The 23,817-nt window shown below is 49.6% G+C and carries 29 protein-coding genes and 1 pseudogene; 25 read left to right on the forward strand and 5 right to left on the reverse strand.

What is annotated here, in order from left to right; all coding sequences use genetic code 11:
• The first annotated feature begins 55 nt into the window (after positions 1–55).
• Entirely contained in the window at positions 56–1,177 is a 1,122-nt protein-coding gene (locus AF_RS11925; RefSeq protein WP_010879852.1) for a pyridoxal phosphate-dependent aminotransferase, read from the forward strand.
• The gene (locus AF_RS11930; protein WP_010879853.1) at positions 1,158–1,724 is read left to right on the forward strand and encodes a GNAT family N-acetyltransferase; all 567 of its coding nucleotides are present in this window, start codon (positions 1,158–1,160) and stop codon (positions 1,722–1,724) included. The genes AF_RS11925 and AF_RS11930 overlap by 20 nt, the downstream gene beginning before the upstream one ends.
• On the opposite strand, the gene AF_RS11935 is transcribed toward AF_RS11930, so the two are convergent.
• Genes AF_RS11935 through AF_RS11945 form a run of 3 tightly spaced genes read right to left on the reverse strand, consistent with a single transcriptional unit; the run spans position 1,721 to position 4,853 of the window.
• Positions 1,721–3,409, reverse strand: a complete 1,689-nt coding sequence (locus AF_RS11935; RefSeq protein ID WP_010879854.1) for a long-chain-fatty-acid--CoA ligase — start codon at positions 3,407–3,409, stop codon at positions 1,721–1,723. The genes AF_RS11930 and AF_RS11935 overlap by 4 nt on opposite strands.
• A 40-nt stretch (positions 3,410–3,449) precedes the next feature.
• Positions 3,450–4,439 carry a tetratricopeptide repeat protein gene (locus AF_RS11940; RefSeq protein WP_010879855.1) on the reverse strand — a complete coding sequence of 330 codons (990 nt, stop codon included), beginning with the start codon at positions 4,437–4,439 and terminating at the stop codon, positions 3,450–3,452.
• A gap of 33 nt (positions 4,440–4,472) precedes the next feature.
• Positions 4,473–4,853: an Sjogren's syndrome/scleroderma autoantigen 1 family protein gene (locus tag AF_RS11945; protein WP_197030934.1), complete on the reverse strand. Its 381-nt coding sequence runs from the start codon at positions 4,851–4,853 to the stop codon at positions 4,473–4,475.
• A 55-nt stretch (positions 4,854–4,908) separates the two neighbouring features.
• On the opposite strand from AF_RS11945, the gene AF_RS11950 reads away from it, so the two are divergent.
• From AF_RS11950 to acs, 20 genes and pseudogenes are all read left to right on the forward strand, one after another.
• On the forward strand, positions 4,909–5,163 hold the full coding sequence (locus AF_RS11950) for a UPF0147 family protein (RefSeq protein ID WP_010879857.1): 255 nt from the start codon (positions 4,909–4,911) through the stop codon (positions 5,161–5,163).
• Entirely contained in the window at positions 5,156–5,707 is a 552-nt protein-coding gene (locus AF_RS11955) for a diacylglycerol/polyprenol kinase family protein (protein WP_048064573.1), read from the forward strand. Before AF_RS11950 ends, AF_RS11955 begins: the two co-directional genes overlap by 8 nt.
• Before the next feature lie 13 nt (positions 5,708–5,720).
• Complete coding sequence (gene suhB / locus AF_RS11960) at positions 5,721–6,479, forward strand: bifunctional fructose-1,6-bisphosphatase/inositol-1-monophosphatase (RefSeq protein WP_010879859.1); 759 nt, start codon at positions 5,721–5,723, stop codon at positions 6,477–6,479.
• Positions 6,476–7,225, forward strand: a complete 750-nt coding sequence (gene nadK / locus AF_RS11965; protein WP_010879860.1) for an NAD kinase — start codon at positions 6,476–6,478, stop codon at positions 7,223–7,225. The genes suhB and nadK overlap by 4 nt, the downstream gene beginning before the upstream one ends.
• Positions 7,226–7,384: 159 nt before the next feature.
• Positions 7,385–7,858: a TolB family protein gene (locus AF_RS11970; protein ID WP_010879861.1), complete on the forward strand. Its 474-nt coding sequence runs from the start codon at positions 7,385–7,387 to the stop codon at positions 7,856–7,858.
• Positions 7,824–9,344: a cohesin domain-containing protein gene (locus AF_RS11975; protein ID WP_010879862.1), complete on the forward strand. Its 1,521-nt coding sequence runs from the start codon at positions 7,824–7,826 to the stop codon at positions 9,342–9,344. Before AF_RS11970 ends, AF_RS11975 begins: the two co-directional genes overlap by 35 nt.
• Before the next feature lie 10 nt (positions 9,345–9,354).
• Positions 9,355–9,897: a cohesin domain-containing protein gene (locus AF_RS11980; RefSeq protein ID WP_158296903.1), complete on the forward strand. Its 543-nt coding sequence runs from the start codon at positions 9,355–9,357 to the stop codon at positions 9,895–9,897.
• Positions 9,898–9,979: 82 nt separating this feature from the next.
• On the forward strand, positions 9,980–10,336 hold the full coding sequence (locus AF_RS11985) for a NifB/NifX family molybdenum-iron cluster-binding protein (protein WP_048064575.1): 357 nt from the start codon (positions 9,980–9,982) through the stop codon (positions 10,334–10,336).
• Positions 10,337–10,383: 47 nt separating this feature from the next.
• On the forward strand, positions 10,384–10,818 hold the full coding sequence (locus AF_RS11990) for a NifB/NifX family molybdenum-iron cluster-binding protein (RefSeq protein WP_010879865.1): 435 nt from the start codon (positions 10,384–10,386) through the stop codon (positions 10,816–10,818).
• Positions 10,809–11,066 (forward strand): hypothetical protein, encoded by a 258-nt coding sequence (locus tag AF_RS11995; RefSeq protein ID WP_010879866.1) that lies wholly within the window; start codon positions 10,809–10,811, stop codon positions 11,064–11,066. The genes AF_RS11990 and AF_RS11995 overlap by 10 nt, the downstream gene beginning before the upstream one ends.
• Positions 11,063–11,851, forward strand: a complete 789-nt coding sequence (locus AF_RS12000; RefSeq protein ID WP_010879867.1) for an ATP-binding protein — start codon at positions 11,063–11,065, stop codon at positions 11,849–11,851. Before AF_RS11995 ends, AF_RS12000 begins: the two co-directional genes overlap by 4 nt.
• On the forward strand, positions 11,848–12,699 hold the full coding sequence (locus AF_RS12005; protein ID WP_010879868.1) for an ATP-binding protein: 852 nt from the start codon (positions 11,848–11,850) through the stop codon (positions 12,697–12,699). Before AF_RS12000 ends, AF_RS12005 begins: the two co-directional genes overlap by 4 nt.
• Positions 12,700–13,464 (forward strand): Mrp/NBP35 family ATP-binding protein, encoded by a 765-nt coding sequence (locus AF_RS12010; RefSeq protein WP_010879869.1) that lies wholly within the window; start codon positions 12,700–12,702, stop codon positions 13,462–13,464.
• A gap of 33 nt (positions 13,465–13,497) precedes the next feature.
• Positions 13,498–14,151 carry an MBL fold metallo-hydrolase gene (locus AF_RS12015; RefSeq protein WP_010879870.1) on the forward strand — a complete coding sequence of 218 codons (654 nt, stop codon included), beginning with the start codon at positions 13,498–13,500 and terminating at the stop codon, positions 14,149–14,151.
• A 190-nt stretch (positions 14,152–14,341) separates the two neighbouring features.
• Positions 14,342–16,810 (forward strand): molybdopterin-dependent oxidoreductase, encoded by a 2,469-nt coding sequence (locus AF_RS12020; RefSeq protein WP_010879871.1) that lies wholly within the window; start codon positions 14,342–14,344, stop codon positions 16,808–16,810.
• A 10-nt stretch (positions 16,811–16,820) separates the two neighbouring features.
• Entirely contained in the window at positions 16,821–17,369 is a 549-nt protein-coding gene (gene dsrO / locus AF_RS12025; RefSeq protein WP_010879872.1) for a sulfate reduction electron transfer complex DsrMKJOP subunit DsrO, read from the forward strand.
• A 4-nt stretch (positions 17,370–17,373) separates the two neighbouring features.
• Positions 17,374–18,291 carry an NrfD/PsrC family molybdoenzyme membrane anchor subunit gene (gene nrfD / locus AF_RS12030; RefSeq protein ID WP_010879873.1) on the forward strand — a complete coding sequence of 306 codons (918 nt, stop codon included), beginning with the start codon at positions 17,374–17,376 and terminating at the stop codon, positions 18,289–18,291.
• Positions 18,292–18,333: 42 nt separating this feature from the next.
• Positions 18,334–18,768, forward strand: coding sequence for a methyltransferase family protein (locus AF_RS12035; RefSeq protein WP_010879874.1), 435 nt, complete (start codon positions 18,334–18,336; stop codon positions 18,766–18,768).
• Positions 18,769–18,801: 33 nt separating this feature from the next.
• Positions 18,802–19,956, forward strand: coding sequence for a cation diffusion facilitator family transporter (locus AF_RS12040; protein WP_010879875.1), 1,155 nt, complete (start codon positions 18,802–18,804; stop codon positions 19,954–19,956).
• Between the two features lie 74 nt (positions 19,957–20,030).
• Positions 20,031–21,745, forward strand: a pseudogene (gene acs, locus AF_RS12800) (acetate--CoA ligase).
• A gap of 13 nt (positions 21,746–21,758) precedes the next feature.
• Here acs and AF_RS12485 read toward each other — a convergent pair.
• Positions 21,759–22,277, reverse strand: coding sequence for a transposase (locus AF_RS12485; protein WP_081423289.1), 519 nt, complete (start codon positions 22,275–22,277; stop codon positions 21,759–21,761).
• The gene (locus tag AF_RS12490) at positions 22,243–22,809 is read right to left on the reverse strand and encodes a hypothetical protein (RefSeq protein ID WP_052270500.1); all 567 of its coding nucleotides are present in this window, start codon (positions 22,807–22,809) and stop codon (positions 22,243–22,245) included. The genes AF_RS12485 and AF_RS12490 overlap by 35 nt, the downstream gene beginning before the upstream one ends.
• 181 nt (positions 22,810–22,990) lie before the next feature.
• Here AF_RS12490 and AF_RS12055 point away from each other — a divergent pair, with 181 nt between their 5' ends.
• From AF_RS12055 to AF_RS13795, 3 genes are all read left to right on the forward strand, one after another.
• A complete protein-coding gene (locus AF_RS12055; RefSeq protein ID WP_081423290.1) occupies positions 22,991–23,260 on the forward strand; it encodes an AMP-binding enzyme in 270 nt (89 codons plus the stop codon).
• 95 nt (positions 23,261–23,355) lie between these two features.
• On the forward strand, positions 23,356–23,556 hold the full coding sequence (locus AF_RS13790) for a DUF5320 domain-containing protein (protein ID WP_010879878.1): 201 nt from the start codon (positions 23,356–23,358) through the stop codon (positions 23,554–23,556).
• A complete protein-coding gene (locus AF_RS13795) occupies positions 23,556–23,816 on the forward strand; it encodes a DUF5320 domain-containing protein (protein WP_010879879.1) in 261 nt (86 codons plus the stop codon). The genes AF_RS13790 and AF_RS13795 overlap by 1 nt, the downstream gene beginning before the upstream one ends.
• Position 23,817 lies beyond the last annotated feature (1 nt).

Genomic DNA, 23,817 nt, shown 5'->3' on the forward strand with positions numbered 1-23,817 from the left:
ACCATCCCAAACAAAACCAAACACCTTTAAATAACCCACTCCCCACACAAAACCAATGAGGGAAGCAGCAAGACTCTCTCAGATTTCCACGTCGATGATTCGAAGGATGTTCGAAATTGTCGAAAGAGCAAAGAAGGAGGGCAGGGAAATCATCAGCTTAACAATTGGCGAGCCAGACTTTGATACCCCGCAGGAGGTCATTGAGAGGGCATGCAGAGCCATGAATGCCGGCTTCACTCACTACACCTCCAACTTCGGCCTTGAGGAGCTTCGAAGCGCCATTGCAGAGAGGTATGGAGTTGACTCCAGCAATGTGATGGTTACGGCTGGAGGCAGCGAGGCTTTGCTTAACGCATCTCTCGCTTTCATCGAGGAGGGAAGCAAGGTTGTTATCCCCTCACCCAACTTTCTGAGCTACTTCACCTACGCCAAGATGTGTGGGGGCCAAATCGTTCAGCTCAGAACCCACAATAACGGCTTTCTGCCAGACGTCGAGAAGCTGAACGAAATCATTGACAGGAACGTGAGCGTCATTTTCCTAAACTACCCCAACAACCCCACCGGGGCGGTAATTGACGAGAAGGATGCTAGGGCAGTTGTTGAAATCGCCGCTGACAATAAAGCAATTGTAGTGAGCGACGAAATCTACGACCAGATATATTACGACGTCAAACCAACTTCCCTTGCCGGCTACGAAAACGTTGTGTGTGTTAATGGCTTCTCCAAATCCCTCTCCATGACCGGTTGGAGGATTGGTTTCACCATAGCCGATGAAAAGCTGCTCGACCCGATGCTGAAGGTCCATCAGGTTAATGGCGTCTGCGCTCCTGCTTTCGCCCAGAAGGCAGTGGCTGAGGTTATGGCAGAAAGGTTGTTCGACTCCATCGTCTCAAGGATGGTCAAGGAGTTCAGGCAGAGGAGGGATTACCTTTACTCGGAGCTAAGCAAAATATACGACGTAGTTAAGCCTGAAGGGGCCTTCTACATGTTCGTAAACGTTAACCAGGACTGCATGGAGTATGCCGAGAACCTCATCAACCTTGGAGTTGCCGTCACACCCGGCCTGCCCTTCGGAGACGGAAATGAGACTTACGTGAGAATCAGCTACGCCAACTCCCTTGAAAACCTCAAGAAGGCGGCTGAGATAATCAGGGAGTATGAGAGTCAGAGAGCTTAGAGAAGAGGACGCGAGGGACGCCGTAAGAATTCTCGTCCTTTCATTTGGCAGAGAGCTGAACGGGATTTTTGGTGACACAGAGCTGGCGAGGGAGCTTTTCTTCAAGTTTTTCTCCATCCACACTGAAGAGTGCCTTGTGGTTGAGGCTGAGAGAATTATCGGCTTCGCATCCTACTCCTTCAAACAGAGGCTCCCAATCTCCGATTTTCTTAAAAAGGAGCTTGGATTTGTCAAAGGGCTGAAGTTGTCAATGCTCATCCGCTACCTCTGCCCCAAGCCTAAGAAGGGAAAGGCGGTGATAAACTTCATCGCCGTCTCACCGCTGAGAAGGAACAGCGGAGCAGGTTCGGCGTTGCTTGAAAAAATCGTAGAAAGAGTGAAGGAGGGTGGGGGAAAGGAAATCGAGTGCTACGTTTCCGTTGACAACGACGCTGGCATTGGCCTTCTGACAAAATTTGGCTTTGAAGTTGCCAAAATGCTCGACAACCGCTTTGCGGAAAAAAATTTTGGGGCGAGGCAGTGGTACCTCATGAGGCTCAAACTTTAACCCTGCTTCCTCATCTCCTCTTCCCTGAGAACTCTCCTGAGAACTTTCCCCACAAGAGACTTCGGCAGCTCATCCCTGAACTCTACAAGCTTGGGAACCTTGTAAGGAGCAAGCCTCTCCTTGCAGAACTTTATTATGTCTTCCTCCGTCACCTTTCCCTTCCATCCCGGCTTGAGCTCTATGAAGGCCTTGACAGTTTCTCCCCTGTAGGGGTCTGGAATGCCAACAACAGCAGCTTCCGCAACCGCTGGATGTTCGTACAACACTTCCTCGATTTCCCTCGGGTAGATGTTGAACCCTCCAGCGATTATCATGTCTTTCTTCCTGTCCACGATGTAGAAAAAGCCGTCCTCGTCCATTTTCGCCATGTCTCCCGTTAAAAGCCATCCGTTGATTAGAGTGTTCTCTGTCTCCTCCTTGCGGTTCCAGTAGCCCTTCATTACCTGCGGCCCTCTTATTACAAGCTCCCCCACTTCTCCGGGCGGGAGGATGTTTCCCTCATCGTCAATCACCACTGCTATCGTGTCGGGATAGGGCAGCCCTACACTCCCCTCCTTATTCAGCCCGTATATGGGGTTTCCGTGAGTTATCGGCGACGCCTCGCTCAGCCCGTAGCCCTCAGTAATCCTCTTACCCGTAAGCTCCTCCCACCTCCTCTTCACCTCTATTGGCAGCGGAGCCGCTCCGCTCGTGCACACTCTCAGGGAGCTCAAATCGTAGCCGTTCTCCTCAAGAAGCTTCAGCATCCCGATGTACATCGTCGGCACGGCTGCGAGGGTTGTAACTTTAAAGGTCTGAATGGCCTGAAGAACCATCGGGTAGTTTCGGGGGTCGGGCATGGGGATAATTGTCGCACCTACAAGAATTCCAACGTTCATCATCGTCATCCCGTAGCTGTGGAAAACGGGAAGCATGCCAATCCCCACATCGGCAGAAGAAGCTTTGGGGTCCCAGTTGGCAGCCTGATAGGCATTTGCTACAATGTTGAAGTGGGTGAGCATAACCCCCTTGGGGAATCCGGTCGTCCCCCCAGTGTACTGCAGCATCGCAACATCCTCTTTCGGATTTATCTCCGCCCTCCTTTCAGTCTTCTCAGCCTCCATGACGTTCTTCCACGAGTAAAGCCCCTTTCTCTTCTCAGGCGGGTCGGGCATCGTAGCGCCAACCATGAAGTCCTGAAGGCTGCAGGTTATTACAGTATCAAGAGTGCCATCGTCAAGCAGCGGAGAAACGTTGGAGTACAGCATATCCATGCAGAACATCGTCTTTGCACCGCTGTCTTCAGCGAGAAACTTTATCTCTCTCTGAGTGTAGAGGGGGTTGCACTGCACTATGATTCCACCAACTTTCAGAATCCCAGCCATTATTGGGGCAGCATGGGGAGTGTTGGGAAGGGCAAAGATTACTCTATCCCCTTTCTCAATGCCAATGTCGAAGAGAAATCCCGCAACTTTGTCAGAAGCTTCCTTTGCCTGCCTGTAAGTAATCTGATTGCCAAAGAATATTGTTCCAACCTTGTTCCCATACTTTTCAGCAGCCATCTCAAGAATCCTGTAAGCGGGCATCACGGGATAATCGAGCCTGTCCCTCACGCCCTCGTCGTAGTGCTTCACCCAGATTCTGTTTATACCGCTACCATCGGTCTCTCGAATATTTTGCCCCTCAATACCAAGTATCCCACTCATGATACGAAAAAATTGTGATTAACTTAAAAATTTTACGAAATTAATCATCTACTTTTTGCTGCTGCTTATAATTATGATACTTTTCAAAAGCCTCCTTTGCCTTTTCTTCCTCACCAAGATACTGGTATGCCTCACCGACGTGCTTCCACCACATGGGGTCGTTTTCAGCTTCGCTTTCACAGTATGCGGCGAACTTCAGCATTGCCTCCCTTGCCTTCTCCGATTCTCCCAGCTTCTCGTAAATCTTCGTCACATCCTCCCAGAAAACCCCCTCCTCTTCAGCTTCCTCGATGTAGTACTCCAATGCCCTCTGCCATGCTTTTTTCGCATTTTCAGAATCTCCGATTTCCTCGTAAATCTTCGCGACATCCTCCCAGAACCACGGCTCCTCCTCGGCGTACCTCTCAAGGCACTCAGCAGCTCTTCTCATTTCACCGGCCTTTTTGTAGAACTCGTAAGCTTCTTTCCAGTAGTACGAGTCTCCCTTTTCGGCAGCAAGCTTCTCATAGATTTCAGCAGCCTTTGAGAATTCCTCAGCCTTCTCGTAGCACCATGCAGCCGACTCCTCCATCCCTGCTTTGAGGTAGCATTCTGCTGCACTCTTATAGTTTCCAGACTTTTCGTACTTTCTTGCCGCTGCCCTATATCTGCCGGCATTTTCAAGGGCCTTTGCACTCCTCAACCTCTCGTAGAGGGTCAGATCCGGCTCCGAAATCCACCAAAGTCCGAAGGCGAAGGCGAGGATGTAAGCCGCGGTGATGTACGCCACATGCATCGGATTCTCCCAGGTGTAGCACTGATACAGGGCGTAAAGAGAGGCGATGAGCGAAAGCAGCGAGGGAAGTGTGTACTTCGATTTTGCGTATATCAGCACACCAGCCATTATTGCGGAGATTGCAGCAACTCCGAGGTATGCAAGGAACAGGATTAATCTGAGGAGGAAGAGCGGGGAGAAGAAGTAGGCTATCGCTCCCGCGGCGAGCAGAACAGTTGCCAAAAAGATTATGGCAAGGGCTGTGAACCTGTCCATGAAAGGTGTAGCACAGCGCGGATAAAATATTTTCTATTCCCTTAATTTTTTCAGCGCATCGACAAGCTTTTCAAGGGAATCTGAAAGAACTCTTACCTCCTCAACACTTCTTGACTCTACCATCATATCGCAGACCTTAGAAATGGCCATTTCAATCTTCTCCACTGCCTCATCATAATCTGCTTTCACTGCCGGCTTTGTGCTTTCCGGTGGTTTCTCTTCTGATTCGGCCTTAGCTGCCGAATCTTCCTCTATAACGACTTCCCTCCCACATGAAGGACAGAAGATTTTTCCATCCTTCTCGAAGAGAGGCATCTTGCACTCCGGGCAGCTATGGGCAAGCATTTTCGCCCCTTTGTAAAGAAGTTCTGCTGCACTTGCAATTCCCTTTTCCGAAATTTTTTTATCACTCACGATTTCCATTTGATTCCGAGCTATTAAAATTTTCCAGTTTTGCGAGGTGAGGAGCATGGCGAAGAAAGGGCTTGAAGAGGTTCTGGAAACGCTTGATAGAATCATCCACGACGAGACCGTGCCGAGAAACGTAAGAAGAGTTGCAAGCGAGATTAAGGAAAAGCTCACGACAACAGATGAAGTTTCACTTGAGGCTGCCTCGGCAATATCGGTTTTAGAGGACATCTCCGCTGATCCGAACCTGCCGATGCATGTAAGAACGATGATCTGGAACCTAACAAGTCAGTTAGAGAGGATTTCCGTTGAGTGAGCTAAAGAAAGAGCTTCTCCGAAAATCCATTCATTTTTCCGGAATCGTTTACGTTCCGGCTTACCTTTATTTTGGAAAAGAGTTCGTGCTTATCGGTGTGACTTTAGCGCTGGTTTTCGCGGCTATTTTTGAGTTTTTTCGCCTGAGGTACAAGCTACTTTCTTGGTTGGTGAGGGATTACGAAAGGAACAGAGTTGGGGCTTACATCTACTTTGGCGTGGCGGTTCTTTTTGTTACGCTGCTTTTTCCGATGAACGCAGCAATTTCTGCGGTTCTCGTTGCTCTGCTTGGCGATGGTGTTGGTGGAGTTGTTAAGAGGTTGCCAGTAAGGAGAGCGGGTGAAATTGCCTTCTTTGCGATGCTTGTTGTCCCATTTGTGGCATCTCTGCCCCTGCTCTCTCCCATCCCATCTTTTGCTGCGTGTTTTGCAGGTGCGATTGTTGAGAGGATTGAGAAGATTGGCGGATACTATCTTCAAGACAACCTGACGGTGCCGGTAACTGCTGCTGTCGTATATTTCTCAGTAAACTACATATTGTCCTAACCCTACGCCCATTATGGATGAAAGGGATGCGCTGAGAATTTCGAGGGAGATTGCAGGAGAGGTCAGAAAGGCCATTGCGTCAATGCCCTTGAGGGAGAGAGTAAAGGACGTGGGAATGGGGAAGGATGGCACTCCAACCAAGGCAGCCGACAGAGTTGCGGAAGATGCTGCGCTTGAAATTTTGAGAAAGGAGAGGGTTACGGTGGTTACAGAGGAGTCGGGAGTTTTGGGGGAGGGAGATGTCTTTGTTGCCCTCGACCCCCTCGATGGAACCTTCAATGCTACGAGAGGGATTCCAGTTTATTCAGTCAGCCTCTGCTTCTCCTATTCGGATAAACTGAAAGACGCCTTCTTTGGCTACGTTTACAACCTCGCAACAGGGGATGAATACTACGCGGACTCCAGCGGGGCTTACAGAAACGGGGAGAGGATTGAGGTGAGCGATGCTGAGGAGCTTTACTGCAACGCCATAATCTACTATCCCGACAGGAAGTTTCCCTTTAAGAGGATGAGGATTTTTGGAAGTGCTGCAACGGAGCTTTGCTTCTTTGCTGACGGCTCCTTTGACTGCTTCCTCGACATCCGCCCCGGAAAGATGCTTAGAATCTACGATGCCGCTGCGGGTGTTTTTATTGCAGAAAAGGCAGGAGGAAAGGTTACCGAACTTGATGGAGAAAGCTTGGGGAATAAAAAATTTGATATGCAGGAAAGGCTCAATATCGTCGCCGCAAATGAAAAACTCCATCCAAAGCTGCTGGAGCTGATTAAATGAGGGCCGCAGTGGTTTACAAAACCGATGGTCACGTGAAGAGGATTGAGGAAGCTTTGAAAAGGCTGGAGGTTGAGGTTGAGCTCTTCAACCAGCCTTCAGAAGAGCTTGAGAATTTTGACTTCATTGTGAGTGTTGGGGGAGACGGGACAATTCTGAGAATACTGCAGAAGCTGAAGCGCTGCCCGCCCATTTTCGGGATAAACACCGGAAGAGTCGGTCTGCTTACCCACGCCAGCCCTGAAAACTTTGAGGTTGAGCTTAAAAAGGCGGTGGAGAAGTTTGAGGTTGAGAGGTTTCCGAGAGTAAGCTGCTCCGCAATGCCCGATGTTCTTGCCCTCAACGAGATTGCCGTTTTGAGCAGAAAACCGGCGAAGATGATAGACGTCGCTTTGAGGGTCGATGGCGTGGAGGTGGACAGAATAAGGTGCGACGGCTTTATTGTTGCAACTCAGATTGGCTCCACAGGCTACGCCTTCTCTGCTGGAGGGCCGGTAGTTGAGCCCTACCTCGAATGCTTCATCCTCATCCCCATTGCACCCTTCCGCTTCGGCTGGAAGCCCTACGTGGTCAGCATGGAGAGGAAAATTGAGGTTATTGCTGAGAAAGCCATTGTGGTGGCTGATGGGCAGAAGAGCGTGGATTTTGATGGTGAGATAACCATAGAAAAGTCGGAATTTCCGGCTGTGTTCTTCAAAAACGAGAAAAGGTTCAGGAACCTTTTCGGGAAAGTTAGGAGCATAGGTTAAATATCAGTTTTGACTACTATTATTGTCCCCGATCGGGGAAGAGGCAGAGGTGGCAGTGCCGACGATGAAGCTTCTCTGCGAGCTCGGGGACACACCATGTCGATAGGTCCCCTTAGGAGTGAGGCGAAAGCCTTACGATGAGTATGGGGCAACCCGGACATGGGACAGCCCCCAGAGGTCAGCCACTCTGAGAGGGCAAAGCCTGCGATGAGGGGTGGTGTTACTCTGGGGGCAGATTTCTGCCGTCACGTTTTCGTAAATTTCATCGAAAGTGGGTATCTTCGGTTTTGTGGATATACTGTCACATACCATCTTGACAAGGTTCGGAATACTGCTGTCTCCCTGATTTTTCTGACCACAGCTGCTGCAGAAGAGTGGTCTTTCGTGAAGCTGGTAGATGACCCCTCACACTTTGGACCAGGAGGGATGACAGCAGATGGAACTAAGATAGTTTTCTCCAAACACACGGATGGGAGCTACGCCACACACTGGGACGAAAAAGTATTTCTGATGGACCTCGAAACCAAGCAGGTAACGAGAGTAACAAGGAACATCTACTTCGACAGCTACCCGACCATTTCTCCTGAGGGTTCAAAGATTGCGTTCGTTGAGAGCGAACGGTTACAATTTTAGACAAGATACACGACATTACGTTTATGTTGTCAGTCAGTCCAACAACTGGCAGCAAGGCCGCCACCTCATCGACGACCCCGGCAAATTCTACTTCGACCCGCTGCTGGATGAAAACGGAAACCACATTACTGTCAATTACTGGGTGTATTTAGATGACTTCAACTGGCCAAACTTCATCGGGACTTACACAGCTACCGGTTCTGCAATTGGGGGAATAGAATTGGGGAAGTACGTATATGGCCCGGTTAGATCCCCGGATGGGAGTAAAATTGCCTTCTCGACCGTTCGTGGAGAAGGGGAACAAAGGGTGTCCGAGCTTTACGTGGGTGGTGTAGGTCAACCGCCTAAGATTATTTACTCCGACAGCGAGGGAAGAGCTGTGAGGCAATTCTCGGTCAGCAACGATGGGAAAGTTGCATTTTACCTTGAGGGAGACAGCAAGGGAAGAGAAGGAGTTTTCCTCTACCAGAACGGTAACATAATGCTTCTCAACAGCGATTTGCACTTCTGTAACCCGATGATAAGTGGAGACGGTCAGAAGCTCTACTGCCTGTACAATGACCTCTTTGAATACAAGTTCTCACTTTACGAGATAGATATCAACGACGGAAGTTATGAGATGCTGGGAACATACAATGTCCATACAGGCTTATCACTCACGAACAACGATGGAAGCGTAATTGTGTTCAGGGGGTACAACGAAACAAATGGTTTCGGAATCTTCGCACTCGTTAAGGGAGAAGGTGTGACAATTCCGCCGATGCTCAACTTGGACCTCCAACCTATGCTTCCTCCGAAAACTACCATCATTGCCGGTTCTGCCGAAGCGCCCCAAGGAAGTGATATCCAGGTGCCTGTTAAAATCGAAAATGCTGACAAAGTGGGCAGCATAAATCTCATCCTGAGCTACCCGAATGTGCTTGAGGTTGAGGATGTGCTTCAGGGCTCTCTAACTCAGAACTCACTTTTCGATTACAATGTTGAAGGTAATCAAATTAAAGTTGGCATCGCGGACAGTAACGGGATTAGCGGCGACGGTTCGCTGTTCTACGTAAAGTTCAGAGTTACAGGCAATGAAAAAGCGGAGCAGGCAGAAAACGTTAAAGGTAAACTTAGGGGCTTGGGCCAACAGCTCTCTGAAATCACACTCAGAAACTCTCACGCTCTCACCCTTCAAGGGATCGAAATCTACGACATTGATGGGAATTCTGTAAAGGTTGCGACGATAAATGGGACTTTCAGGATTGTCTCTCAGGAAGAAGCAAACAAGGGAGATGTGAATGGAGATGGAGAAATAAACAGTCTCGACGCTCTGCTTGCACTTCAGATGTCAATCGGGAAGGTTGAGCCGAACCCTGTAGCAGATATGGATGGGGATGGAAAGGTGCTTGCGAAGGATGCCACTGAAATCATGAAGATGGCAACAGACATGATGATCAGAAGAACGGCGGAAATTATAAGCCAGAATGGCTTACTGGGTAAGTGAGGTGATGGTTTTGAGGCGATTTCTTCTGCTAACTCTCGTTGTCTTTATCCTCACAATGAGTGTTGCTTCAGCTGAAATGGTTGTTAAAATCCCGGATACCAGCGGGGCCGTTGGTGGGACTGTTGAAGTTCCAGTTGAGGTTGAGAATGCACAGAACCTCGGAAGCATGGATATCGTGATAGTTTACGACCCAACCATCCTGAAGGTTCAAAATGTTGGGAAAGGTGAGCTGAACAAGGGACTGCTGTCCTCGAACACAGGAGAGGGAATGGTGGCAATAAGCTTGGCTGATTCCAAGGGAATTAACGGAAAGGGGAGTGTTGCAGTAATCACTTTTCAAGTGCTTAAAGCCGGGTCAACTGACCTAACGATTCAGAGTGTAAAGGCCTATGACGTAAACACACATGTCGACATTCCCGTAAAGGCAGATAACGGTAAGTTTGAAGCTGTGAAAGGTGGGGCAGGAACAACTGGATCCACACCAGGGTTCGAGCTTCTTTTAGCAGTCTCCGCATTGATTGCTGTTGGGCTATTTAGGAAAAAGATTGGTTAGTTTTTTATTTTTATTTTTTAAATTTTAAACAATCCTCCGTTTTTTAGAAAAGCCTAAAAGTCTTGAGGTCACGCTTGCAAACATGAAGGTGTGCGTTCCGAGTTACAGAGGAGGATTGGACGATTACGTTTGCGAGCACTTTGGCAAGGCTGAAAGCTTCACGATTTACGATACGGAGACGGGAGAAGTTAAGGTTGTAAGGAACACGAGCGAGCATTTTGGCGGGGTTGGCTACCCTCCAGAGCTGATAAAATCTGCCGGTGCTGATGTTGTACTCTGCAGCGGAATGGGGGCGAGGGCGATAGCGATGTTCAGGAGATTCGGGATTAAGGTCTACATGGGGGCAAGCGGAACTGTGAGAGATGCAATCGAGCAATTCCTTGCGGGAAAGCTGGTTGAGGCGGATGAGGCGATGGGCTGCTCGCATCATCACCACTAAATTTTAGGCAATCCGAAAAGTTATATGCTTTAAGGCGAAGTAGGGTTATGAGAATTGCAGCAACGACTCTAAAAGGGGGAATTGATGACATCGTAACACCGCAGTTTGGCAGAACTGCAACGTTTACGATTGTGGACTACGATGGCGGAGTGAAAAACGTGGAGGTTGTTGAGAACAGAGCAGCCTCGCAGTCAAGCGGTGCGGGGATTGCTGCTGCACAAATGCTGGTTGATAAGAAAGTGGAGGTCTTGCTTACAGGCCATGTTGGACCGAAAGCCATGAACGTTCTGAGAGCTGCAGGAATAAGAGCTTTTGTTGCAGAAGGGCTAAGGGTCAGAGATGCTGTTGAGAAGCTATTAAAAGGCGAGCTGGAGGAAATTACAGCTCCGTCAAGTGGTATGGGCAAGGGCATGGGCAGAGGAATGGGCGGCGGTAGAGGCAGAGGAATGGGAGGTGGCATGGGAGGAGGCAGATGGAGGTAGTGCTTCATCTCGCCGGCCACTGCATTGAAACCTCAGCCAAGAAAAGATACGAGATGCTTGTTCAGGAGCTGCTGAAAGAGGATGATGAAGAGAGGGAGAAAATACTGGCAGAGGAGCTTGAGCTTCTTCTCGATTTTTTGAAAAAAGCGGACTTTTCTGAGCTTCGAAGAAGAGGTTTTGACGGAAGCAGGGAAATGCGAGTGAGGGTTAAAAAGGTCGGAGAAGAGTTTGTAGTTGAAGAGATATGAGGATCGCTGTTGCTTCCGGCAAAGGTGGAACGGGGAAAACGACCGTTGCGGTGAATCTGGCTGTATTCAACCACATTGACCTTTTTGATCTGGACGTGGAGGAGCCGAACGACCGCATATTCATAAAGGGTGAAGCTGAGGAATGGCCAGCCTACAGAAAGGTTCCTGAGGTGAGGGAGAACTGCAACGCATGCGGAGTGTGCAAGGACGTCTGCCAGTATTCTGCCATCTACGTCATTGACAAAGCCTATCCTCTGCCGGAGCTGTGCCACAGCTGCGGAGCATGCATCTACCTCTGCCCGGAAAAGGCGATGGAGGAGGTGGACTACCAAACGGGAAAAATAGTGAGGGTGAAGTCGGACATCACTCTTACCTACGGAGAGATGAGAATCGGCGAAGCTTCAGCGGTTTTTCTGATAAAGCAGGTGAAGGAGCTCATGGGGAAGAATGCAATCATCGACTCCCCTCCCGGAGCGTCCTGCCCTATGGTTGAGAGCGTTAGCGATGCAGATTACGTAATTCTCGTTGCCGAACCCACTCCCTTCGGTCTTCACGATTTGAAGATTGCAGCTGAAGTTGTTTCCGATTTGGGGCTGAAATTTGGAGTCGTTGTAAACAAGCACGGACTTCCCTTTGACGGAATTGAGAGGTACTGTAAAGAGGGGGGAGTTGAGATTCTCGGAAAAATACCCTTCAGCAAGGAAATCGCGGAAAAATACTCAAGAGGTGAACTTCTTCACGACATGAAGGATTTCTTCGTGCAGCTTTACGAGGGGATAGCGTGAAGCAGGTTGCGGTGATAAGCGGAAAGGGCGGGACGGGAAAAACAACTTTCTCAGCCACAATTCACGCCTTGGAGGGGGGAGTGGTTGCCGACTGTGATGTCGACGCCCCAAACCTTCACATTCTGCTGAAGCCCCAAATTCTGAAGGCAGAGGACTTCATCGCTTCGAAGAAGGCAAGGATAATGCCGGAAAAGTGCTCCTCATGCGGCTTGTGCTATGACCTCTGCAGGTTTGGGGCGGTTGTGGCTGAGGACGGCTATTACGTGGACGAGAAAAAGTGCGAGGGCTGCGCTTTCTGCTTCAACGTCTGCCCGGAAAGGGCGATAGAGATGGAGAATGTGAAAACAGGGGACCTTTACGTCTCTAAGACTGAGTGGGGATACTTCGTCCATGCAAGGCTCAAGCCGGGAGAGGAGAACACCGGAAGGCTTGTTACAGAGGTGAAGAACAGAGCGAAGGAGATTGCAGAGGAGAGTAATGCTGAATTCCTGATCGTGGACTCCGCCCCTGGAGTTGGCTGTCCCGTTATGGCCAGCTTAACGGGGGTTGATGCGGCGATAATTGTCACGGAGCCAACAGTTTCAGGGTTGAGCGACATGCTCAGGATTCTTGAGCTTTGCGAACACTTCAGAATCAGGCCTTTCGTTGTCGTGAACAAGTTCGACTTAAATGTTAACATTGCTTCAGAAATTGAGAGTTACTGCTCTGAAAACGGAGTGGAGTTTGCCGGAAGAGTTCCGTTTGATAAGGCAATTCCTGAGCAGATTGCGAATCTGAATTTTCCCTTCAGCGGTAAGGCTGCTGATAAAATGGTTGAAATCTGGAAAAAACTTAGGGAGGTGTTGTGAATGCAGAAGAGGGTTACGGATGAGGAGATTAAGGAGAGGCTCGGCAAAATCAAGAGCAGAATTGCCGTGATGAGCGGCAAGGGCGGTGTGGGTAAATCAACCGTCACAGCCTTGCTTGCCGTCCATTACGCTAGGCAGGGAAAGAAGGTTGGGATTCTCGATGCTGACTTTCTCGGCCCGAGCATCCCCATTCTCTTCGGCTTGAGAAATGCAAGAATTGCTGTCAGCGCTGAAGGGCTTGAGCCGGTGCTGACGCAGAAGTACGGGATTAAGGTGATGTCAATGCAGTTTTTGTTGCCGAAAGAGAACACGCCCGTTATCTGGAGAGGGCCTTTGATTGCGGGTATGATCAGGGAGTTCCTCGGCAGAGTTGCCTGGGGGGAGCTTGACCATTTGCTGATTGACCTTCCGCCGGGAACAGGAGATGCACCTCTCACAGTAATGCAGGATGCGAAGCCAACGGGAGTGGTGGTTGTGTCAACGCCACAGGAGCTGACGGCGGTAATTGTCGAGAAGGCCATAAACATGGCTGAGGAAACGAACACTTCCGTTTTAGGGCTTGTAGAGAACATGAGCTACTTCGTCTGCCCCAACTGCGGGCACAAGAGCTACATATTTGGAGAGGGGAAGGGAGAAAGCTTGGCGAAGAAGTACAACATCGGATTCTTCACAAGCATACCAATAGAGGAGGAGCTGATAAAGCTTGCCGATAGCGGAAGGATTGAGGAGTACGAGAAGGACTGGTTTGAGAGCGCCCCCTTCTAACTATTTTTAGGATAAATTGCTGGCTAAATCTGAATGGTTGAGGTTCACCTCACCGTCGATGCCGAGACGATTGATGTGCTCATGAAATTAAAAATACTGTACGACAATGAAGCACTTCCGGGATTCAAAGCGGGCTGGGGCTTCTCAGCCTTACTATGCCCTAATGATGGTGCAATTCTTTTCGATACCGGTGGTGATGCTGTAAGACTCGATTTTAACGCAAGGAAGCTGGGAGTTAATAAAAGCAAAATCAAAGCATGTTTCATCTCACATAGACATGCTGACCATACGGGGGGTTTAGAATGGCTTGATGACAAGACGGAGGTGTTTTTCCCAGGAGAGTACAACCAAAGCTTTGACGAGATTGAGACGCTGTATTTTACTGAGCCTTTTGAAGAGCAGGCTTTAATTTACAAAAAAATTATGCTCATCGGCTGTTCTCATCCGGGAATTGTTAGGATAGCAAGAGTGGCTTTTGAGAGATTTGGAAAGCTCAAACTGATTGCAGGTGGGATGCATTTGTTTGGCACTCCTGAATATAGAATCGAGAGTATAGCAATGGAGCTGAGGAAATTTACTGATAAAATAGCTCCTTGCCACTGTACAGGTGAGAAGGGCAAGAGAATATTCCAGAACGTGTTCGGTAGCAGATTTATTGACGCGAAGGCTGGAACTGTGATTTTTTAGGCGCTCAATAAAGGATTAGTGCAGTCAAATTTAATAATTTTCTTTTTGTCTTTTAAGTGATTAGCAATTAAATATAACTCAGTATTCTCAATTTTAGGTAATAACCTATAAACTTTTTGCAATTTCCACGTTATTTATAATTTCATCAGCACCGCAAAGTTCTTATTAAATAAAATCAAAAAAACACTGTATGGTTACAAGAAGGGATTTTCTCAAAGCTACGGCCTTAACAGCAACTGCCATTTCCGCTGGCATCAAGTTTCAGCCAAAATCATACGCTGAGGCAACAGCTGCAAGCGGTGAGGTGAAATTTGTACCCAACATATGTGCAATGTGTCCTGCAGCCTGCAGCATACAGGTCGAGGTCAGGGATGGAAAAGTTCACAGAATCCACGGCACTCCCGATCATCCGATAAACAACGGCAAAATCTGCGCGAGAGGAAATGCAGGAGTGCAGAGGGTTTACAACCCCGACAGGCTGAAAAAACCTCTCATAAGGACGGGTGAGAAAGGCACGTGGAGCTTCAGGGAGGCAAGCTGGGAGGAGGCTTTGTCGCTGATTGCGAGCAAGGTGAAGGAGTACCGCGAAATGGGGCATCCGGAATACATCGGCATGCTGGGAGGCTGGCTACCTTGCACCTACTACAAGCCGTTCTTCAAAGCTTTTCTGGCTGCCCTTGGCACTCCAAATGGAGGAGGAGTGCCTGAGGCTCTCTGCTTCCTCTCCAAGGCACTTGGCTGGAAGTCTGCCTACGGCTTCGGGGCGCATCCGGAGCTTCTGACGGACTACGAGAATGCCAGATACGTCATAATGCTCCGTAGAAACGTTGCAGGTAGCATAAGCGTCGTCCATGGGTGGAGGCTGGGACAGAACAGGAGGAAGTTCAAGCTCGTCGTTCTGGATCCGAGATATAGTGAGACAGCTGCGAAAGCTGACGTGTGGCTGCCAATCAAGCCCGGCACGGACTTGGCGTTCCTTCTGGCAATGATGAACGTAATAATCAATGAGAAGCTCTACGACTCCAACTTCCTTGCAAAGTACTCCAACGCTCCGATGCTGCTGAAAGACGGCAAGCCCTTCAAAGTGTGGGATGAGAATGGCAAGAAGAAGTACCTCGTCTTTGACCTCGCAAAGGGAGCTGCTGTTGAGCACGACTCTGCGATGCTTCCCGCCCTTGAGGGGGAGTATGAGGTTGAAGGTGAGAAGGTAATTCCTGCCTTTGAGGCTCTGAAGAGGAGAGTCGCTGAATACACACCGGAGTGGGCTGAGGGCATTACGGACATTGAAGCGAAGAAGATAAGGGAGATTGCGAGGGAGTTTGCGCTGCGGAGGGGTGTAATCGACTCCGGATGGCACGGACCAAAGTACAGGAACAGCCTGCTGACATGGAGGGCTGCGGCAATTGTAAACGCCCTTGTCGGCTCTGTGAACAACGACGGGGGTTTGCTTTTCACGGGCCTCGCCCAGTTTGTAACATCCAAAGAATCAACAACCGAGGCACCAAGCCAAAGCGTGCTGAGAATGTGGGCGGAGAAGAGGGGGATTGCAACAGCCTTCCTCGGACACACGGTTCAGGCGTTCTACGATGCGATTGTCAACGAAGACCCCTACCCGATAAAGATGCTCTTCGTCGTCGGGCACAACCTCCTGATGAACATGCCCGAGAGGCAGAAGTGGGAGGAGGCGTTGAAGAAGCTTGACTTCATGGTGGCTGTTGACATTCTCCCGCAGGACCACCTGTATTACGCTGATGTTGTTCTTCCCGAATCAACGTACATCGAAAAGGATGATCCACTTTTCCCGATCGCCTACGCCCCCGCATTCGGATTCCACACGAGAGTTAAGGCAATAGAGCCGATTTACGACACCAAGCACGTCATCGAGATGATGGTTGAGATTGCCTCAAGGCTTGGAACGGAGGACACCTTCTTCAAGGCTCTCAGCAAAGGCCTCGGCGTTGATGCTGAGAAGCTGAAAAGCTACTACCACGGAGAAGGTGTTGCGGGGATAAGGAGGGCTCAGGCAGAGGCAAAGGGCGTAAACTACAACGAGCTACTCTCGAAGGGCTATGTGCTGAAGGCAGGGAGGGACAAAATTGTTTACAACATGCCTTACAAGCAACCCCTTCCAACTCCAACGGGGAAGGTTGAGATATTCAGCTTCATGCTCGCCAACTTCGCATCGAAAGCGAGCGAGCCTTACTGGGATGCGTTGATTAAGTGGGTGCCGCCGAAGGTAAGCGAGAGAAAGCTGGGGAGCAATGAGTTCTATCTTGCCTACAGCCGCAGCCCATTCACAACTCACAGCTCAACCTCGGACAATCCATTGCTGGCGAAGCTTATAGATGATGCGGAACTCTACTACAAGGGCATCTGGATAAACAGCGAGAGGGCTGCTGAGCTTGGAATAAGGAACGGGGACAGAGTGGTTGTCGAGTCGGTCTTCACGGGGGATAAAACCGAAGCGATAGCCTTCGTCAACGAGCTTGTGAGGAAGGACACAATTTTCACGGTTTCGGGATTCGGTCAAAGCAGTGAGAGGCTGACAAACATTCCCCAGAGAGGAATGACGATGATGAGGTTGATTCCTCTGCAGTTCGACACGCTCAGTGGCACAATAATGAGTCAGGAGACAATTGTGAGGATTACCAAGGCGTGAGGTGGTTGAGATGGCAAGATACGGCATGGTCATAGACCTTGAGAAGTGTCTCGGCTGTGAGGCGTGCGTTACGGCATGCATCGAGGAGAACAACGTTCCCTACGAGACGGGGCTGAGAACCCAGGTTCACAGGGTTGTTACCGGCAAGTTCCCCAACGTCTCGACGATGTACATGCACAGAATATGCCAGCACTGCGAGCATCCCGGCTGTGTTCACGTATGCCCTACTGGGGCGAGCTACGTAAACGAGGATGGCATAGTTCTGATAGACTACGACCTCTGCATCGGGTGCAAGTACTGCATGGTCGCATGCCCTTACCTGGCAAGATATATCCACCCAGAGAGGCACACACCTGACAAGTGCACTTTCTGCGTTCACAGGGTTAAGGAGGGGAAGCTTCCGGCTTGCGTTGAGACTTGTCCAGCTAACGCGCGAATCTTCGGAGACCTCGATGACCCGAACAGCGAGGTGGCGAAGCTGGTGGCGGAGAACAGAGCTATCCCTATTGGCGCGGAGTACGGTACGAAGCCGAAGGTGTTTTATATAAGACCGAGGTGATAGCATGCTCATCCTGAATCCCCAGCATTATTACCTCCTCCAGCAGCCCTGGTGGGGAATACTGATTGCATTCTACCTCTTCCTCGGCGGTTTGGGAGCGATGGCCTTCTGCATCAGCTTCTACTTCTGGAGGCAGAAGGGAAGCCAGTCGCTGGTTGTGGGAGGTTCGCTGCTCGGACTGATAGCTGTCTTAATCGGTACGCTTTTCCTGATCCTTGACCTCGGACATCCGGAGAGGTTCTACTTAGTCCTTCTGAGCCCGAGGCTCAACCCCTCATCCTGGATTGTGATAGGCTCAACGCTTCTCTCTGCGTTCATGCTGTTCGCAGCGCTCTTTGTCGCTCCAATGCTCCGCTGGTTCAAATGGGTGCCATGGGCAAAAAGCGAGGCTGCAATCAGAGCGTTCGGATGGCTTGCCTTCATCACAGGAATCGGCGTTGCTGCATACACGGGCATACTCATAGGAATTGTCTTCAACATCCCCTTCTGGAACGCTCCTGCTCTACCGGTGATATTCATGATTTCAGCCCTCTCAACAGGCTTAGCATCGCTGATACTGCTGATGCTCGTGGTTGACAGAGAGGCTCATGAAATTCACGTGATGGCAAAAACAGACGGCTTCGTAATGATCTTCGAGCTGATAGTTCTGTCGATATTCCTGCTGATTAGGAGCTACGGGCCGGTTGCTGCCATAGAGTCTGTGAACACAGTCCTTTTCGGATGGCTCGCCCCCTACTTCGTTGGAGGAGTGCTATTGATGGGCCTCGCCATTCCGATAATGCTCATATTCGGCTACGAGGTAAAAAGACCGGGAGTAACGGCGGTGACAGTGATATCGGCAATATTCGTCCTGGTTGGCGGAGCTTTGCTGAGGTACGTCGTTCTTGAGGCGGGAATACTGCAGATTCCCTGCTGCATCTAATTTCAAAAATTTTTAATTTTTTATGGCAGTTTTTACGAGGATATGACGAAAGGACATGCAATTGGACATGCCATATTCGCAACCCTCTACGTGATACAGGTAGCGGTTTCTGTTGTCTTTTTCAACTCTGCGGGTTTATGGTGGTTGGTTTATGCGGGTTGCATCACCTTTGCGTTTGGTCTAATCCTCCTTCTCTGGGCGAGCAGGGCACGAAGGAGGGGAGGGTTCGTTACTTCCGGTCCCTACGCTTTGGTCCGCCATCCTGAGTTTCTTGGGCACATTCTCGTGATCGTCTCACTTATACTTTTAGCCCAGCATGCAATGAGCCTGATAACAGGTGCAGTTCTGATTACTCTGCTGTACTTCGCGATGATTGAAGAGGAAAGAAGGAACGTGGAAAAGTTTGGAGACGCCTATTTGGAATACATGAAAAGAGTTCCGAGGGTGAATTTGTTGAAAGGGCTTAGAAAGTTTTGAGGAAGTTTTTATGTAACCGAAACGAATTGGCTTATGGATGAAGCTCTAAGAGCGGGAAAAATCTCAGCTTTTGCCAATGTCGTTTTAACCGCCCTCAAGGTAGCGGCGGGAATTTTCGCGAATTCAACGGCTCTCATTGCTGATGGTGTCCACTCCTTGGTCGACGTTCTCGGCTCGGTCCTCGTCTGGCTGGGGATAAAGGTTGCTGAAAGGCCTGCTGATGCAAGCCACCCATACGGGCACTTCAAGGCTGAAAGCCTTGCTGAGATGGCGGTTGGGCTGATAATAATCCTTTCATCCCTCCTCATTATGCATGAAGCCATTTCGAGCGTCATCAACGCTTCCGTGCCCACCTTCGAGCTTTACGCCGTAGCAGTAGCCATGCTTTCAGCCGTTGCAAATGAGCTCCTCGCGAGGTACAAGATAAGGGTCGGTTTGAAAACACGCTCGACATCTCTCATTGCGGAGGGAAAGCACTCCAGAGTTGACGTGCTCTCCTCATTAGCTGTTGTTGTCGGCTTCTTTTTCGTCTACTTCGGCTACTGGTGGGCCGATAGCGTCGTGGCGATAGCAATATCCGTTGTGATTTTGCAGATTGGCGGTTCGGTGCTGAAGAACTCCATAGACGTTCTCATGGACAGGGTTGATGAGGAATTGGCGCTGAAAGTTAGGTCTGTAATTGAAAAGATTGATGGAGTGAAGTCCGTGGACTTCATAGGGACAAGGGGAACGATGAAGAGCAGGGTGGTTGAGGTTCACCTCACCGTCGATGCCGGAATGGATGCCGAGACCATCGCTGCACTGCAGAGGGAAATTTCAGAGGAAATAAAAGAGAGAATTCCGGGTGTTGTTAACGTAGTTACTGTCGTAAACGTAACAAAGCCGAAGGTTCTCGCAATTCCGGTTGACTTGTATGGACACTACACGGGCGAACTCGACTCCCCGAGGTTCGTCGTGGTGAACCTTGAGAGCGGGGAGAGAATGGTTGTGGAAAATGAGCACTACAGGGCTGAGAAGAGGAAGGGGTACCTGATTTCCGAGCTACTTGAGAAGCACGGGGTGAGCATGGTTGCCGTGAGAAAGGATGGAGAGGGGGCGAAAGCTCACCTCAAGAGCAGAGGCATACTGGTGAAAGTCATTGACTCTGGGTTGAGGGATGTTGAGGATGTTTTGATGGCAGTTTCGTAAACAACATTTCTCGTAGCAGTTTAGACTCCAATCTGAAAAGCCACGAAAGGTTTAACTGGAACAATGCTAAGAAAATGACCATGCCAGGACTTGAGTCCTTGCTGAGGGAGGAGCGAGTTTTCTACCCTCCCAAAGAGCTCGCCGAAAACTCGAACATCAAGCAGTTTATGGACAAGCACGGCATAAAGGATGAGGATGAGCTGAGAAAAAGGGCTTTGGAGAACCCGGAGTGGTTCTGGAGTGAGATGGCGAAGGAAGTTGGAATCGAGTGGTTTTCCGAGCCCGAAAAAGTTCTTGAGTGGGACCCTCCCTACGCCAAGTGGTTTGTGGGGGCGATGTACAACATAGTCCACGATGCCCTTGACAAGCAGGCTGAGCTGAGGAAGAACAAGGTTGCTTACATATGGGAGGGAGAGAACGGGGATGTGAGGAAGATAACCTACGGCGAGCTTTACAGGGAGGTTAACAAGCTCGCAAACGCCCTCAAGGAGTTAGGAGTTAAGAAGGGCGACAGGGTTGCGATTTACCTCCCCATGATTCCTGAACTGCCAATAGCGATGCTTGCATGTGCGAAAATCGGGGCGATTCACACCGACGTTTTCTCCGGCTTCAGCCCTATGGCGCTGAGAGATAGAATCAACGATGCTGAAGCGAAGCTTCTGATTACAGCCGACGGTTTTTACCGCAGGGGAAGTGTTATTCACCTCAAGGAGGATGCGGACAAGGCTTTGGAGGATGCGCCCAGTGTGGAGAAGGTCATCGTTGCGAGGAGAATTGGCTTGGACGTGCCGATGAAGGAGGGCAGGGACTACTGGTGGGATGATGTAACAAGAAATCAGCCAAAGGAGTGCGAGACGGAGGTAATGGATGCGAACGACATTCTGTTCATCCTCTACACCTCTGGCACAACTGGCAAGCCCAAAGGTGTGATGCACGCCCACGGCGGCTATGCTGTTGGAACGGCAGCAACCCTTAAGTTCGTTTTGGATTTGAAGGAAAACGACGTTTACTGGTGCACGGCGGATATAGGATGGATAACGGGGACAGCTACATAGTCTACGCCCCCCTGATTCTCGGTGCGACATCGGTGATTTACTGCGGCGTCCCTGACTATCCGAAGCCGGACAGGTGGTGGGAAATCATCGAGAAGTACGGCGTCACGGTATTCTACACTGCACCAACAGCCATAAGGATGTTCATGCGCCTCGGCGAGGAGTGGGTGGAGAAGCACGATTTAAGCAGCCTGCGTATCCTCGGAAGTGTGGGAGAGCCAATAAACCCTGAAGCTTGGTACTGGTACTACAAGCACATCGGCAAGGAGAGATGCCCGATAATGGACACGTGGTGGCAGACCGAGACGGGTCACTTCATTGTCACCCCACTCCCTGTTACTCCTCTGAAGCCCGGCTCAGCGACAAAGCCGTTTCCAGGAATAGAAGCGGACGTTTTCGATGATAGCGGAAACTCCCTCTACGGCAAGAACGTTGGAGGCTACCTTGTCATAAAGAAGCCGTGGCCGGGGATGCTGCGGGGTGTGTGGAGAAACCCGGAGAGGTACTTCAAGACTTACTGGGAGAAGTTCAAGGATGTTTACCTTACTGGCGATGCTGCAAGGGTTGATGAGGACGGCTACTTCTGGATTCAGGGAAGGCTGGATGATGTTTTGAATGTGGCAGGGCACAGAATAGGCAACAGCGAGGTTGAGTCTGCCTTAGTCAGTCATCCTGCCGTCAGCGAGGCTGCTGTTGTTGGAAAGCCGCATGAGGTTAAGGGAGAGGCTATAGTTTAGGGCCCTTACCAAATCACATCTCCGCCAACCTCTGCAACACCTTCTTCTCCCTAAATCCCAGAGCAACAACCACGCCAACCAAAAGGACATTCAGAGTTGCAAATTTAAACACAGATCTCCTCGTATAACGATGCAATCTCCTCAAACCAAATGATTTAGCGAGTTTAAACACATCCTCTATGACAGATCTAACCCCCTTAAAAGTCTCCCATCTTTGCAACAAATTCAACAGCTTAGCCTTTAAAGCCTTAAACCTCCTCTTCTCCTCATCCAAATTCTTTGAGCTGAAAATACTCAGAGGATAGCTGAGCATTCCACTCAATCTCTGAATATTGAAGTTGGAACGAGGGAAAATCAAGGGAACAACCCTGTACTCGTTTATCCCCGATAAATAATTCCTGTAGGCGTAAAATCCCTTATCCATAATCACAGTATCTCCCATCCTTGCAATTCTCCTTCTCCTGAGTTCATTCATAATTTGATCGAAGATCTTAGCCTCATGCCTGTTTGCAGGATGCAGCAAAAAGAGCAAAGGTTTGAGAGAGGGGGTATTCTAAAACCAGAGTCAGCTTAAATCCGACAAACATTCCTTTCGCGGAGTATCCCCACCTGTAATCCTTTCCATGCAAATCTTTCTGCCTAACAGGTTTCCTGAACCAGTTTATGTCTACACTAATGTCGGTACAATCTACGATTAGCTTAGTGTTTCTCGCCCTCCTCTTGGTTATTGAGTTCAGAACTCTCAAAATCATCGCTATAAAATTGCTTAATCCGAATCTCGAAAGAAAGGAGTATATGTAGGAAGTTTCTGGTACCTCATCTTCCCTTATTCCAAGAAACTCCCTTAAATCCTGTCTTTGCCTTAATTCTTCAACAACGTGAGAGATTTTGGTAGAGAAGAACATTGAGGTGAGAACGATTTTCATACAACTGATTGCAGTTTTTATTGGCGAAGTGAATTTTGCTATGATCTTCCTCGTCTTTCTCATTTCGAAAATCTTAAGTATTTTCCCAAGTAATTGCCATCTGTAGTCGTTTGGGTCGACTGCAAGCGGGATCTGCATTGTTTCACCCAGAGGAGGCTTACGCCTCCTCCTACATAACTTTTGCGGTTTTTGATTGGTTTATTTCGGCTGGAGAAGGATTACTGGATGTCTCTTTTGATGGGAGGGTTGGATTGTTTGTAGTTTGGTGATTAAGGGAGTTAGAGGGGAGATTAGGATTAAGCTTGAGTAAGCACCTTATATAGTTGCCTTCGTCATCCTCAGGAAGGGATACCAGCCGTCGGACGAGCTGAAGGAGGAGCTGAGAGAGCATGTGGCGAAAATGCTCGGAAAAATTGCTCGTCCGGATGAGATATACTTCGTGCCGGATCTGCCAAAAACGAGGAGCGGTAAGATCATGAGGAGACTCGTTAAGGCCAAGCTCACGAAAGCAAAGATAGGCGACACTTCGACGCTTATGAATCCAGAGGCTCTGGTTTACGTTGAGCAGGCCATTGAGGGGAGCAAGTAAGTCTTTTAGTTCTTATTTTTTCGCTTAAAACTTTTAGGTTAACCGAAAATTTTTTAAGTCAACTTTGTGGCTACTAATTTTTGGAGGTGAGAAAAATGCCTGGCGGAGACAGAACCGGACCCTGGGGTCAGGGGCCGAGAACTGGCAGAAGAGCAGGATTCTGCTCCGGCTACAGAATGCCGGGATTCATGAACCGCTCCGTCTGGCCACCTTTCGGTGGAAGATGGTTCAGATGGTTCGGCAGGAGATTCTGGGGCAGGAGAGCCGGTAGAGCTGGTAGAGGGAGGTGGTGGTGATGCCCTGGTGGATGCCCGGCTGGGGTGGCAGAGGCTGGAGGTGGTGGTATAGAGCCACTGGACTACCGGGATGGATGAGATGCAGATGGTGGGGATACCGGGACCACCCTTGGGACTACCCACCATATCCACCCTATCCACCAGCTCTCCGTCCTGAGGATGAGCTTGAAATGCTCGAAGCTATGAAGGAGGACCTTGAGGCAGAGCTTGAGGACATCAAAAAGAGGATTGAAGAGTTGAAGAGGGAGCTTGGGAAGTAAT

Source organism: Archaeoglobus fulgidus DSM 4304 (assembly GCF_000008665.1).
GTDB lineage: Archaea > Halobacteriota > Archaeoglobi > Archaeoglobales > Archaeoglobaceae > Archaeoglobus > Archaeoglobus fulgidus.